The 13209-nt window shown below is 35.9% G+C and carries 14 protein-coding genes and 1 other annotated feature; all 14 genes read left to right on the plus strand.

Features of this window, described 5'->3' with window-relative positions; all coding sequences use genetic code 11:
• Positions 1-324 precede the first annotated feature (324 nt).
• The 14 genes from T513_RS0106020 (at position 325) to leuA (ending at position 13205) form a co-directional block, all read left to right on the plus strand.
• Positions 325-717: a hypothetical protein gene (locus tag T513_RS0106020; RefSeq protein WP_029070170.1), complete on the plus strand. Its 393-nt coding sequence runs from the start codon at positions 325-327 to the stop codon at positions 715-717.
• Between the two features lie 78 nt (positions 718-795).
• On the plus strand, positions 796-2343 hold the full coding sequence (gene gpmI, locus T513_RS0106025) for a 2,3-bisphosphoglycerate-independent phosphoglycerate mutase (RefSeq protein WP_029070171.1): 1548 nt from the start codon (positions 796-798) through the stop codon (positions 2341-2343).
• Between the two features lie 80 nt (positions 2344-2423).
• Positions 2424-2939 (plus strand): thioredoxin family protein, encoded by a 516-nt coding sequence (locus T513_RS0106030; RefSeq protein ID WP_236700976.1) that lies wholly within the window; start codon positions 2424-2426, stop codon positions 2937-2939.
• Positions 2936-3703: a zinc ribbon domain-containing protein gene (locus T513_RS0106035; RefSeq protein WP_031589387.1), complete on the plus strand. Its 768-nt coding sequence runs from the start codon at positions 2936-2938 to the stop codon at positions 3701-3703. Before T513_RS0106030 ends, T513_RS0106035 begins: the two co-directional genes overlap by 4 nt.
• A 132-nt stretch (positions 3704-3835) precedes the next feature.
• Positions 3836-4648 (plus strand): LytTR family transcriptional regulator, encoded by an 813-nt coding sequence (locus T513_RS0106040; protein WP_029070174.1) that lies wholly within the window; start codon positions 3836-3838, stop codon positions 4646-4648.
• A gap of 74 nt (positions 4649-4722) precedes the next feature.
• On the plus strand, positions 4723-5775 hold the full coding sequence (gene hisC, locus T513_RS0106045; protein WP_031589393.1) for a histidinol-phosphate transaminase: 1053 nt from the start codon (positions 4723-4725) through the stop codon (positions 5773-5775).
• A 107-nt stretch (positions 5776-5882) separates the two neighbouring features.
• Entirely contained in the window at positions 5883-6734 is an 852-nt protein-coding gene (rapZ, locus tag T513_RS0106050) for an RNase adapter RapZ (protein ID WP_031589395.1), read from the plus strand.
• A 14-nt stretch (positions 6735-6748) separates the two neighbouring features.
• Positions 6749-7690, plus strand: a complete 942-nt coding sequence (whiA, locus tag T513_RS0106055) for a DNA-binding protein WhiA (protein ID WP_029070177.1) — start codon at positions 6749-6751, stop codon at positions 7688-7690.
• Positions 7691-7694: 4 nt separating this feature from the next.
• Entirely contained in the window at positions 7695-7901 is a 207-nt protein-coding gene (locus T513_RS0106060) for a helix-turn-helix domain-containing protein (RefSeq protein ID WP_029070178.1), read from the plus strand.
• An 11-nt stretch (positions 7902-7912) separates the two neighbouring features.
• A complete protein-coding gene (locus T513_RS0106065; RefSeq protein ID WP_031589396.1) occupies positions 7913-8146 on the plus strand; it encodes a hypothetical protein in 234 nt (77 codons plus the stop codon).
• Position 8147: 1 nt separating this feature from the next.
• Entirely contained in the window at positions 8148-8579 is a 432-nt protein-coding gene (locus T513_RS0106070) for a zinc ribbon domain-containing protein (protein ID WP_031589398.1), read from the plus strand.
• Positions 8580-8590: 11 nt separating this feature from the next.
• Entirely contained in the window at positions 8591-9934 is a 1344-nt protein-coding gene (locus tag T513_RS0106075; protein WP_031589400.1) for a UDP-N-acetylmuramoyl-tripeptide--D-alanyl-D-alanine ligase, read from the plus strand.
• Between the two features lie 3 nt (positions 9935-9937).
• Positions 9938-10972, plus strand: coding sequence for a D-alanine--D-alanine ligase family protein (locus T513_RS0106080; protein WP_031589401.1), 1035 nt, complete (start codon positions 9938-9940; stop codon positions 10970-10972).
• Between the two features lie 239 nt (positions 10973-11211).
• Positions 11212-11465: a binding site (T-box leader), on the plus strand.
• 54 nt (positions 11466-11519) lie between these two features.
• Positions 11520-13205, plus strand: coding sequence for a 2-isopropylmalate synthase (gene leuA, locus T513_RS0106085; RefSeq protein WP_029070183.1), 1686 nt, complete (start codon positions 11520-11522; stop codon positions 13203-13205).
• Positions 13206-13209 lie beyond the last annotated feature (4 nt).

The raw sequence follows: 13209 nt of genomic DNA on the forward strand, positions 1-13209 counted from the left end.
GAAACAGTGTCAGGAATCTTGCCAAGGAGATTCAAAGCCTGAAAATACTGAGAGAACTTAAAATTTTGTTTAGAAAAAGATTCAATAGAATTAATTAAATGTGTTATACTTTCCATGATGAAACATCCTTTCGTGATATTTTTTGTTCGCGCTAAAAGTATAACACAGGTTGTTTCATCTTTTTTAGTTAAATACGAAAAAAGATGATTACTAAGATATACTCAGTAATCATTTTACTGTTTATATAGATAAAATTGAGGGTAGTGTATTAGTGCTATGTGGTATAGATTTTTGACACTACCAATTTATTGATGAGGGATGTTTATGAAAATACATGAAGTAAAAGAAAAATGTTATCTGGAAACATTGGAAGAATCGATTACCAATGTGGAGATGGTTATTAACCATCTTGAAAAGCTCGCGTTAAGAGAAGGGGAGTTTGCGAGTCATATTTTAAGAAAAGATCGCATTATCTCCATATTACACCTTGAATTAGCATTAGCTTCTTACTGTGTCTTATTAAGGAAGATGAGAGAAAATCAGATGATTATCTATAATGATAAATTAAGAGCAGATATCAATTCGATTATTCATTCTAATCGCTTTGAATATTTTGGAAGCTATATTATTGTTCATTCACAAAAAGGAAAAGAGGAAGTAGATCTTCACTCGCTATTGCGTTATGGGAAATCTATTCTAAAAGAAAATGAAGCCTGATTTTGAAATCAAGGCTTTTCCATTGAATTTGTATAGAGATAATGTTATCATTTCATCAGTAAATGGAGGATTAAGGAAATGAAAAAAAGACCTATAGTTTTATGTATCTTAGATGGTTATGGACTTACTTCCCGTGTGGATGGTAATGCTGTAAAACTAGCAAATACACCAAATTTGGATGATTTGATGGCTATGTATCCAACAACTACAATTCAGGCATCTGGAAATGCTGTTGGTTTACCAGAAGGACAGATGGGAAACTCTGAAGTAGGACATATGAACATCGGAGCTGGTCGTGTTGTTTACCAGTCATTAACTCTTATTAATAAAGCTGTTGAAGATGGAGAATTCTATGAAAACGAAGAATTCCTAGCAGCAATCAAACATGCAAAAGATCATGGATCTAAATTACATATCTGGGGATTATTATCAAGCGGTGGTGTTCACTCATTCAATGAACATATCTATGCTTTATTAACTCTTGCTAGAAGAGAAAGACTTGAAAAAGTTTATGTACATGCTTTCTTGGATGGTAGAGATGTTGCTCCAGATAGCGGACTTTCATTTGTAGAAGAATTAGATGCTAAAATGAAAGAAATCGGTGTTGGAGAAATCGCTTCAATCTCTGGACGTTACTATGCAATGGATAGAGATAAGAGATTCGACCGTGTTGATTTAGCTTATAAAGCAATCGCTGAACATGAAGGACCAAGCTTCACTGATCCAGTTCAGTTCGTAAAAGATTCTTATGCTAATGAAGTATATGATGAATTCGTTGTACCAGGATATAATAGCAACGTAGATGGTGCTGTAGAAAATGATGATGCAGTTATCTTCGCTAACTTCAGACCTGATAGAGCAATTCAGATGGCAACTGTTATTACTAACCCAGAATTCTATGCTGATAAGGGTTATGTACCAGCAGTGAAGAGAGAAAATATTTATTTCGTATCAATGATGAAATATGCTGATAGCGTAAAAGGTCATATCGCCTTCAAACCACAGGTATTAACTAACGTTCTTGGTGATTACTTATCAGCTAAAGGTATGAAGCAGTTAAGAATTGCTGAAACTGAAAAATACGCACACGTAACATTCTTCATGGATGGTGGTGTCGATAAAGAAATCGAAGGTGCAAAAAGAGACCTTATTAATTCTCCAAAAGTTGCTACTTATGACTTACAGCCAGAAATGTCAGCTTATGAAGTTAAAGATAAGTTAATTGAAGAATTAGATTCAGGTGAATTTGATGTTGTTATTGTCAACTTCGCAAACTGCGACATGGTTGGACATACAGGAATCATCCCTGCTGCTATCTCAGCTGTTGAAACAGTTGATGAATGCGTTGGTGAAGTTTATGACAAAGTATTAGAATTAGGTGGAACAATGTTAATCACTGCTGACCATGGTAATGCTGAAACATTATTAGATGAAGAAGGTAACCCATTCACAGCTCATACAACTAACGTTGTACCTCTAATCGTAACTAACTCTCATATCGCATTAAAAGAAGGCGGTAAATTAGGAGATTTAGCACCAACAATCTTAACATTATTAGGATTGGAAGTTCCTGAAGAAATGACAGGTAACGTATTAATCGATAATGAACCAGATTGCTTCCAGTAATCTTAAAAGTGCAGCATTGCTGCACTTTTTGTTTTTCATGAAATATGCTATGATGTAAACACGAGACTAAAGGGGGGAACATGATGAAGAAATCATTCATTTTAATAATCTGTTTCCTTCTTCTTTTAGGATGTACAAGTAGTACAAAAAAAGAGAAGGTAACAGGAATAAAAGAAATACAATATAAGGCATTGAAAAAGAAGATGTCTCAAAATGTAGAATTCATACTCTACATTGGAAGACCGGATTGTGGAGACTGCATGGCCTTTAAGCCTATTTTAGAAGAATATCTTGCTAAAAATAAGAACGCAGGATTATATTATCTTAATACGAAAGCCTATCGTGATGCAGCTAAGAAAAAAGATGCCACAAAAGAAGAAAAGGATTTCTATGATAATCTCTATAAGACCTTTGAAATTGACTGGACACCAACATTAGAAGTCATTTCCAATGGCAAGATTGTAAAACAGTACAAGTATCTTGATGAAGCCTATTATGAAATTAAAGATCGTGCTAAACAGATTGAAAAACAGAAAGAGTTTGTAAAGAAATTTAAGACATTTATGGATGACTATTTTAAGGAGGATGCTTCATGAAATGTCCACACTGTCATAATGAAGTAAAAGATGAAGCACGCTATTGTCCACATTGTGGATATCATCTACATGAACAGAAACCATCTATTCCAGTATATCGCTATGTGATCGGAGCAGTCGCAGTTGTTGTATTTATCTTTTACACATTGGCTATGACAATGTTAAATCAGTATTTTATCAAGCCTCAAATCAGCAACACTATTGGGACAACTGTTAAGGGAGAAGGTACTTTCTTAAAAAGCTATACGTCCCTTGATGAATTTAATAAAGCCTTCGATAATGCGGACAAGTTTATTTCACCAATTAAAGATTATAATCAATCATTAAGCAAGACCTATGGCCTTATTTTTACGACAAGCTATACTTTCCGTTATTATTCTAATGAGAATCTTAAAGTAAAGATTATTAATAAAGCTATCATCAATAAAGACGTAAGTCTTGAGATAGTAAGAGAATATGATCGTACAAAGACGTATGATGAAGAGATGCTTACATTATCAAAATCAGGATGTCTTCTTTTTGATGATCTTAAGATGAAAGACTTAAAGCCCTATATCTTAAAAATGACAACGAAAAAAACATATCAGAGTCTCCTGAATGCATTTGAAGAGAAACGTACATTGTTTGAAAATAAGGAAGGACTTGGTCATTACGGGGTAGGTGCCTATCTTGAAGGTGGATCTCTTGTCTACTATCCTGATGGACAATCATATCGAAGTGTACTTGAAATCTATAAAAACAAAAACTATCGTTTAGCGCGATAGTTTTTTTCAGGTGTCATATATATAGTTATATGATATAATGAAGTAAGACGTGTCTTACAATTAATATAGGATAATAATTTGGGAAATGTATAGATATGTTTGAATGAGATGTTTTTGGAAGGTGAATATTTAATGAGAAAGGATATGGTCAACACTGTCATTGAAAAAACACGACAGATAATTGAAAGCTTCTGGAACAAGGAAGTGGAACCCTTAGATGATTTTCTTTCTGATGAAGTTATCTATATAGGACCTTTCAGCGGTCAGTTTGTACACGGCAAGAAGGAAACACTGGATCTACTGAAAGGAACAAGGGATGAATTAACAAGCTGTGAATTACGTAATGAAGAGTTTTACCCGATTGTTAATGAGAATCATACATGTGTAGTATGTGGACGCTACATCAGTATGAGCAATAAGAATAATAAGGAATTGTTCTATCAGGGACAACGTGTAACTGTCATTTGGGTATTGACGAAGGATAAGGAACTTAAAATTACGCATATACACTTGTCATCAGGAAACAAATACTATAATGGAAACAAGGAATTCCCACAGGGGCTTAGCAAGCTTGCTTATAATTATCTACAAGATCAGATCTATGCAAATAAGAATAATGATCTGATTCATGTAAAGGATGATAAGAAACAGATTCGTCTGATCAGCTTAGGGGATATTGAATATGCGATGGCATTGGGACATGATACAGTCATCTATATGAACAATGAAAATATCCACGCTAAAATCACATGGAAGAATTTCTTGGAATTGCTTGATAATCGTTTTATTCAGGTACACCGCTCTTATGTTATACAAAAGAGCTGTGTAAAACTAATCGGCAAAAAGTTCTTAGAAATGCAGTCGGGTGATAAAATACCTGTTCCAGCTAAGAATATGAAGAGTGTTTTCTATACTTTGACACAAAAAAAGGAAAAAGGACAATAAACCTTTTCCTTTTTTCGTTATTGACTAAAAAACAATGATAAATTATAATTTCTAAAAAGAATAGGAGATAAACTATGAGCTGGAAAGATAATCTTAAGAACGTAGAACCATATGTGGCTGGAGAACAGCCTAAAGATAAAAAATTAATTAAACTCAATACCAATGAGAATCCATATGATCCAGGTGAAAAAGTGAATGAAGCCATTAAGAGCTTCGATGCCTCTTCACTTTCTCTTTATCCTGATCCAGAAGCAACAGGCTTAAAGGAAGCGTTGGCTTTATATCATGGTGTCAATGCTAATCAGATCTTCTTAGGCAATGGCTCTGATGAAGTGTTAGCCTTGATCTTTTTAACATGCTTCAATGGTGAAAAGCCAATTCTATTCCCAGATATTACATATTCATTTTATCCGGTATATTGTCATCTGTTTGATATTCCTTATACACAGATTCCATTGGATGAACAGTTTTGCATTAACAAAGAAGACTACTATGTAGAAAACGGGGGCGTTATTTTCCCTAATCCTAATGCACCAACTGGAGCTCTTCTTTCTGTAGAAGATATCAGAGATATCCTTCTCCATAACAAAGATAGCGTTGTAGTGATTGATGAAGCCTACATTGACTTTGGGGGGGAAAGCAGCGTTAAGCTATTAGAGGAGTTTGACAATCTCCTTATCACACAGACCTTCTCTAAATTCCGTTCTTTAGCAGGAATCAGATTAGGAGTTGTGATTGGTAATGAATATTTGATTTCATGTCTTAATGATGTAAAGAATTCCTTTAACTCCTATCCACTAGATCGACTTGCTCAAGCCATCGGAAAAGCGAGCGTGATGGATAGTGATTATATTAAAGAGAACGCTAAAAAAATCATTGCGACAAGAGAGAGAGTTGCTGCTCGCTTAAAGGAACTTGGTTTCGTTATGCCAGAAAGTCGCTCTAACTTTATTTTTGTCAAGCATCCATCCTATGATGCCAACAAGCTCTTTAAAGAGCTAAGAGACCAGCATATTCTTGTTAGACATTTTAATGCGCCACGAATTGATCAGTATTTACGTATTTCAATTGGTACTGATGAACAGATGGATGAATTATTAAAAGCGATTGAGAACCTAGAGGTGTAAAAACACCTCTTTTTGCTTGTATAGGAAGATAATTTTTCGCATAATGTTAAAGCAATATTTTATAATTATGCTATAATGTACACGTATAGTGGTCAGGAGGAATAATTATGGAGGATTATGAAGTTGTATTAGTATCAGGAATGTCAGGCGCTGGCAAGACATTAGCAATGGCAGGTTTTGAAAACATGGGGTATTATTGCATGGATAATTATCCGGTAGCCCTATTAGAAGTATTTGGGGATTTATTGAAATCTTCAAGCTTTGAACCAACAAAGATTGCGATGGCAGTACGCCTTCACGATGCATTGGATGCGATTCGTATTCTTTCTAATGTCGATCATATAGCTCTAAGTGTCATTGTTTTAGATTGTGATGATGAAACACTCTTGAAGCGCTATAAACAGACAAGACGCTCTCATCCGATGATGATTGCCAATATGGCATCAACTTTAACAGAAGCTATTCAGCTTGAAAGACGTCAGTTTGAACGTATGAAATCACAGGCTCATAAGGTCATTGATACGACATTATTAAAGCCAAAGGCTCTTCAGGATATTCTAGAATCATCATTCTTTGAAGAACAGCGAGATGTCTTTAGAGTCAGCTTTGTTTCATTTGGCTACAAGTATGGTGTACCAAAAGATGCCGATTTAATTCTAGATGTACGTTTTCTTCCTAATCCGTTCTATGTGGAAGAACTTCGTCCAAAGACTGGTAATGATGTAGACGTCTACAACTATGTCATGGAAAAAGAAAGTACAAAGGAATTTGTAAAGAGAACAACAGAATATTATGATTATCTTCTATCGGAATATGAAAAAGAAGGTAAGATGCAAGTAATTGTAGGAATCGGATGCACTGGCGGACAGCACCGCAGTGTTACACTTACAAATTATTTTGCCAACTATTATAGTCAGTATTATCAGGTGTATAAATATCACCGCGATGCTGACCATTAAGGAGTGAACACAGCATGCTTTCTTTTGCGAGAAAGGTAAAAGAAGAAATTGTATTTAATGATTTTGATGTCGATTGTTCAAAAGCTTTGCTTTGTGCCTTGATCAAGGTTACAGGAACATTGCACTTAGGCAATGGCATGTCTTTAACAATACGTACAGAAAATGCCAAGATTGCCTCTAAGGCACATAAGCTTATCAAGGAAATCTATCATCCACAATTGGAATTTAGAGTTTCTAAGAAGATGAAACTTAACAAGAACAACGTCTATATCTTAAGAGTCTCTAAGGCGCGTGTGATTCTTGATGATCTTCATCTTATGGATGGACTAGGTTTTCCTATTGTCCCATCACAAGAAATTCTTCATTCATCAGATACCAAAAGAGCCTATCTTGCAGGAGTCTTTCTAGCAAGTGGGTCAGTAAACAATCCGGATACATCAAATTATCATCTTGAAATGAATGTCAATGATCAGCAGCATGCTGATTTTATTGCCAAACTCATGAATGAATATGAACTGAATGCCAAAGTCATTCAGCGTCGAAAAAAATATGTAATCTATCTTAAATCAGCAGAGAAGATTGGTGACTTTCTTCGTGCCATTGGGGCAAGCTCTTCAGTCATGGAATTTGAAATGACAAGAATTGATCGATCAATGGCCAATACTGTCAACAGATGGAACAACTGCGATATTGCTAATGAGATGAAAGTCATGTCAGCAGCAGAAAAGCAGATTGAAGATATCGCTTATGTCATTGATAAGGCAGGAATAGAAATACTAGATGAAAAGACTGCTATCGTTGCTAATATTCGTCTAGAAAATCCGGAACTGTCTTTAAATGAATTGGCAGATGTCTACTTTGAAAAAACAGGAAAGACTATTTCTAAGTCTGGGCTACATCATCGATTCAGAAAGATCAAGGATGAAGCCAATAAACTCAAGCATATGGAGGAGTGATTTTTTGACAACAATCGAAAAGCGATTTGGTATGCGTATTCGTGAACTGCGCATGCTGCAGGAAATTTCTCAAGAAGAGCTGGCGTGGAGATGTCAGCTTTCTAAAAATTATGTCTCTGATGTAGAAAGAGGACGTAGAAATGTCTCATTAAAAGCTATTGAAAAATTTGCAAAAGGTCTCGATGTTAAACTGGAAGACCTTTTTCGATAAAAGGAGATTCTATGGATATACTTGTTATATTGTTAATCGTATTAATTGTCTTGCTGCTATTATCATCAGTGATTTCATTTATTATTTATTTATGGCCATTGCTTTTGATTGCAGCTATCGTCTACGCTATCGTGAATGCTTTTAAAAAGCCACATGAAGAAGAAGTAGAGATACATGAAGAAAATCCAGATATCATCGATGTAGACTACACAGTCGTCGATGAAGAAGAAAAAAAGGAGCAATAAGATGATCTGTTCACATTGTGGAGCTGAAAATCGCGATGATGCCTTATTCTGCAGTCAGTGCGGTCAGCCAATTTCAAGAGTCTGTCCTAACTGTCATCGTGAAGTATCAAAAGATGCATCATTTTGTCAGTATTGTGGATATGCATTAAAACAAGATAACGGTGCAGTGTGCCCAAAGTGTCAGCATGTCAATAAGCCAGGAGTTGGCTATTGTGTGCAGTGCGGTACAAAATTAAATCAGTCTGCTACTGAATATAGAATGGAATATATAGAAAAAAACATAGAAGCAGTGGATTCAAAGATTCACTGGAGCAAAGTGCTAAGAATTTTTCTTGTCTTTGTTCTTGTAACAGTTTTCTGCTACATAATTCTAAAATCAACTCATGGCGTACAGGTCACTGACATGCCTAAGAACGCTATGGTGGTAAAATAAGAGAGGTTAATATGCTAGTAAGAGAGATACTTGAAGCAACAAAAGGAACCCTTCTTTCAGGTCGTGAGGACGATATAATCGAAGGGTTTACACAAGATTCAAGACAAGCAAAAGAAGGAATGATGTACATTCCTTTAAAAGGAGAAAATCATGATGGACATGATTTTATCGCTTCTGCCTTCGATAATGGCGCTAGCGCCATTATCACCGAAAAAGAAGTGAACTATCCTGACAAGAATGTCATTCTTGTCAAAGATACATTAAAAGCTCTAGGAGATATGGCTCGCTATGTGCGTATTCATTCTCATGCGATTGTTGTGGGGATTACGGGCAGTGTTGGTAAGACAAGCACTAAGGATATGATCTACAGTGTTGTAAGTGAACATTTCAAGTGCTTGAAGACGCTTGGTAATTATAACAACCATATCGGTTTACCGTTGACTATTCTTCGCTATAAGGATGAAGAAGCAATGGTGATCGAAATGGGAATGAACCATCTTGGAGAAATTGATTATCTGACAAATATTGCCTTGCCTGATGTGGCAGCTATTACCAATGTCGGGACAGCGCACATCGGTGAAGTGGGATCTAGAGAAAATATTCTTAAGGCCAAGATGGAAATTACTCATGGTCTAAAGAAAGATGGTGTTCTAGTCATCAACCATGATAACGATATGCTTTCTACTGTAAAAGAAGATGGCTTCACATTAAAAGGTATCGGTATTGATGATCAAGCAGATCTTATGGCACGAGATGTCATCTTAAATGAAGATTCTTCTTCATTTAAGATTGAAGTAGAAAATAAGTTTTACGATGTTCATGTACCAGTTGCTGGAAAACACTTTGTCTACAATGCGTTAGTGGCCATTCAGGTAGGATTGTCGCTAGGTGAAAGCATTGAAGAATGTATTCATGGTGTAGAACATTTTGAATTAACGAAGAAGAGAGCTGATCTTATTGAAGTAAAGAATGGCATGAAAGTCTTTGATGGGACATACAATGCCAACTTGGATTCAATGATTGCTTCTATTGATGTCCTTTCTGCCTACAAGGAAAGAAAGGTTGCAATTTTAGGTGATATGCTTGAACTTGGTGAGTATGAAGAAGAACTTCATAGAGAAGTTGGAAAGCATCTTGTCGAAAAGAATATTGATTTAACACTTGCGGTAGGAGAAGCTTCGGAGTATATTATCGATGAAGTCAAGAAAGCTGGACGTAATGGCTATCATTTTAAAAACAAAGAAGAAATGATTAAGGCTATGCATGAATTACTTAATGAAAATGATGTTATTCTAGTAAAAGCGTCCAATGGTATGGGTTTAAAAGAAGTCGTAGATGATTTAAAAGGAGAATAATTTATGAAATTACTTTTAGTCTGTGGTGGACAATCAACAGAACATAGTGTATCGAGAATGTCATGTACTAATATTAGAAAGAAGATTGATGATACACGCTACGAGGTAACTGTATTAGGTATCGATCAGGAAGGTACTTGGTATCATCTTGATGATGAAGTTAAAGATTATGCAAGTGATAATTGGCTTAATAATGCAAAGGAAGTAAAAGAAATCTTCGATTTCTTACGTTCTTTTGATGTTATTTTCCCTGTTCTTCACGGAATGTATGGAGAAGATGGAACTATCCAGGGATTATTTGAAATGGCTGGTGTGCCATATGTGGGATGCAGAGTCAATGATTCTGCCAATGCGATGGATAAGGTTATCACTAAGAAGTTAATCGATGCAGCAGGTATTAAACAGGTTCCTTCTCTTTATGTCAAGAAACGTTTTGATGATGAATTTGTCATTGTTAATGATGATACAACTGAAGAAAAAGATATCGTCAAGAAAGTTATGGATACATTCGGTGTCCCATGCTTTATCAAGGCTAGCCGTTCAGGTTCTTCAGTGGGATGCTATAAGGTCAACAAGGAAGAAGATATTCTTCCTAAGCTTAAAGAAGCAGGTCAGTATGACCGTAAGATTCTTATTGAAAAGAGCATCAATGCGACTGAATTGGAATGTGCAGTATTAGGTAATGATGATATTATTTCATCACGTGTAGGTCAGATTCTTCCACATGGGGAATTCTATACATTTGAATCTAAGTATGAAGATGAAGAATCAGCGACTTGCATTCCAGCAAGAGTGGATCAGTCTATCCAGGATACTATCAGAAAAGAAGCAGTACGTGCATTTAAGGCTATCGATGGTCATGGATTAGCACGTTGTGACTTCTTCTTAGATAAAGATACAGGAGATCTTTACCTTAATGAGTTAAATACATTGCCAGGATTTACAAATATTTCAATGTATCCTCAGCTAATGGAAGATTTCGGTATTTCACAGGAAGAACTCATCAACCGTCTTATCGCGCTCGCATTAGAAAGATAATAGAAGTAGACGCTAAAGTATTGGCTTTAGCGTCTTTTTTCTTTTTCGTTTTAAAATATTATCTCTTCCTCTTTTTAAATGTAAGCGTTATAATAAAAAAGGACGAAAAAAGTAATGTTTAGGTCATTTTTTGTTTATTCCAAAATATGTGTGCTTTGATTATCTTGAAATATAAAAATATGTTCATTTTTTGTTGACATCATAAGATGTTGAGTGTAACATGTTAAGCAAGTTAATAATAAAATACGTTGATGGGAACTAGTAGAGATGAAGACAGGCAGAGAGAGGCTCTGGGTGGTGTAAAGAGCTGCTGTTGACATTTTGAACTCATCCCTGAGTGGAGCACTGAATCAAGTAGGTGGCTACGGTAATTGCGACCGTTATCACGCTAGAGTATGAACTTAAACATTTAAGCGTACTTAATGAGGTTGATGTTGTGAAGCATCAATGAACTGAGGTGGAACCACGGAGTATACGCGCTCTCGTCCTCTTTACTAGCAATAGTAGGGACGGGAGTTTTTTTATAACGTTAGGAGGAGAAATGAAGATGATGAATTACAAGAAGTATAAGAGGTTTGAGACAATTAGTTTGCCAGATCGTACTTGGCCAAACAAGCATATCGAACATGCCCCAACATGGTGTTCAGTAGATTTACGTGATGGTAACCAAGCTCTTGTTACTCCAATGAAGATTGAAGAGAAAGTAGAGATGTTCCAGACGTTAGTTGATCTTGGCTTTAAGGAAATTGAAGTAGGTTTCCCTAGTGCAAGTCAGATTGAATATGATTTCATCAGAGTCTTAATTGATGAAAACATGATTCCTGATGATGTAACTATTCAGGTATTAACACAGTGTCGTGAACATTTGATCAGAAGAACTTTCGAATGTCTTCAGGGTCTTGATCGTGCTATTGTACATATTTACAATTCCACAAGTATTCTTCAAAGAGATGTGGTCTTTAATAAAAATAAAGAACAAGTTAAGCAGATTGCTATTGATGGATGTCAGCTTGTTAAAGATCTTTCTTCTGAATTCGATGGAGAAGTCATCCTAGAATATTCTCCTGAATCATTTACTGGAACAGAAATGGATTATGCGGTTGAAGTCTGTGATGCAGTTATGGATACTTGGGGAGCAAGCAAGGATAAGAAAGTCATCATTAATCTTCCTGCTACTGTAGAAATGGATACACCAAATGTCTATGCTGATCAGATTGAATATGTATCACGTAAGTTTAAAGATCGTGATCGTGTTATCTTATCATTACATCCACATAATGATAGAGGTACTGGTGTAGCTGCTACTGAATTAGCATTGCTTGCTGGTGCTGATCGAGTTGAAGGAACATTATTTGGTAACGGTGAACGTACTGGTAATGTGGATCTTGTCACTGTGGCATTGAATATGTATGTACATGGTATCGATCCTGAATTGGACTTCTCTCATATCAATGATGTAAAAGCAATGTATGAACGTTGTACTAAGATGAAAGTTGGTCCTCGTCAGCCATATGCAGGACAGTTGGTATTTACAGCTTTCTCTGGTTCACATCAGGATGCCATCAACAAAGGTATGCATAAATATCATGAACGTGGTGAAGGTATCTGGGAAGTACCTTATCTTCCAATTGATGCAGCTGACTTAAATAGACAGTATGAACCAATCGTCAGAATTAACTCTCAGTCAGGTAAAGGTGGCGTTGCCTTTGTTATGGATACAGTCTTCGGATATCATCTTCCAAAACAGATGCAGGGTGATTTTGCTAAGGTTGTACAGTCAATCTCAGAAGCTGAAGGAGAAGTTTCTCCAGAAAGAATTTTTGATACATTTACTAAAGAATATATTGATAATGAATCTCCATTTAAATTTATTCATCAGAAGCAGACTGATGAATCAGAAGATAAATCACATGAACATGAACGTAAGGTTGAATTAACAATTAGCGATCATGGTGAAGTGAAGACAATTGTAGGGTATGGAAATGGTCCAATTGATGCAGTAAAAGATGCCTTTAACTCAAATGGTTATCCATATATGCACTTATTGGATTACAGTGAACATGCTTTAACTTCAGGGTCTTCTTCAAAGGCAGCATCTTATGTACAGTTGCGTGCTAAAGGAACATCAATCACTGAATTTGGTGTAGGTGTTCATGCTGATATTACGACAGCGACAATGAAGGCTATCATTTCTGCAATGAACAGAATTCATCGTCGTTTGAATAAGCAGTAGGAGG

This window comes from Kandleria vitulina DSM 20405 (assembly GCF_000702065.1).
GTDB classification, from domain to species: Bacteria; Bacillota_I; Bacilli_A; order Erysipelotrichales; family Coprobacillaceae; genus Kandleria; species Kandleria vitulina.

Excerpts from the sequence above, each read along its gene's own strand:
- T513_RS0106075 (WP_031589400.1), top strand. The coding sequence starts at position 8,591 with ATGCTAGTAAGAGAGATACTTGAAGCAACAAAAGGAACCCTTCTTTCA.
- T513_RS0106070 (WP_031589398.1), top strand. The coding sequence starts at position 8,148 with ATGATCTGTTCACATTGTGGAGCTGAAAATCGCGATGATGCCTTATTC.
- rapZ (WP_031589395.1), top strand. The coding sequence starts at position 5,883 with ATGGAGGATTATGAAGTTGTATTAGTATCAGGAATGTCAGGCGCTGGC.
- T513_RS0106040 (WP_029070174.1), top strand. The coding sequence starts at position 3,836 with ATGAGAAAGGATATGGTCAACACTGTCATTGAAAAAACACGACAGATA.
- hisC (WP_031589393.1), top strand. The coding sequence starts at position 4,723 with ATGAGCTGGAAAGATAATCTTAAGAACGTAGAACCATATGTGGCTGGA.
- leuA (WP_029070183.1), top strand. The coding sequence starts at position 11,520 with ATGATGAATTACAAGAAGTATAAGAGGTTTGAGACAATTAGTTTGCCA.
- T513_RS0106035 (WP_031589387.1), top strand. The coding sequence starts at position 2,936 with ATGAAATGTCCACACTGTCATAATGAAGTAAAAGATGAAGCACGCTAT.
- T513_RS0106065 (WP_031589396.1), top strand. The coding sequence starts at position 7,913 with ATGGATATACTTGTTATATTGTTAATCGTATTAATTGTCTTGCTGCTA.
- T513_RS0106080 (WP_031589401.1), top strand. The coding sequence starts at position 9,938 with ATGAAATTACTTTTAGTCTGTGGTGGACAATCAACAGAACATAGTGTA.
- gpmI (WP_029070171.1), top strand. The coding sequence starts at position 796 with ATGAAAAAAAGACCTATAGTTTTATGTATCTTAGATGGTTATGGACTT.
- T513_RS0106030 (WP_236700976.1), top strand. The coding sequence starts at position 2,424 with ATGATGAAGAAATCATTCATTTTAATAATCTGTTTCCTTCTTCTTTTA.
- whiA (WP_029070177.1), top strand. The coding sequence starts at position 6,749 with ATGCTTTCTTTTGCGAGAAAGGTAAAAGAAGAAATTGTATTTAATGAT.
- T513_RS0106020 (WP_029070170.1), top strand. The coding sequence starts at position 325 with ATGAAAATACATGAAGTAAAAGAAAAATGTTATCTGGAAACATTGGAA.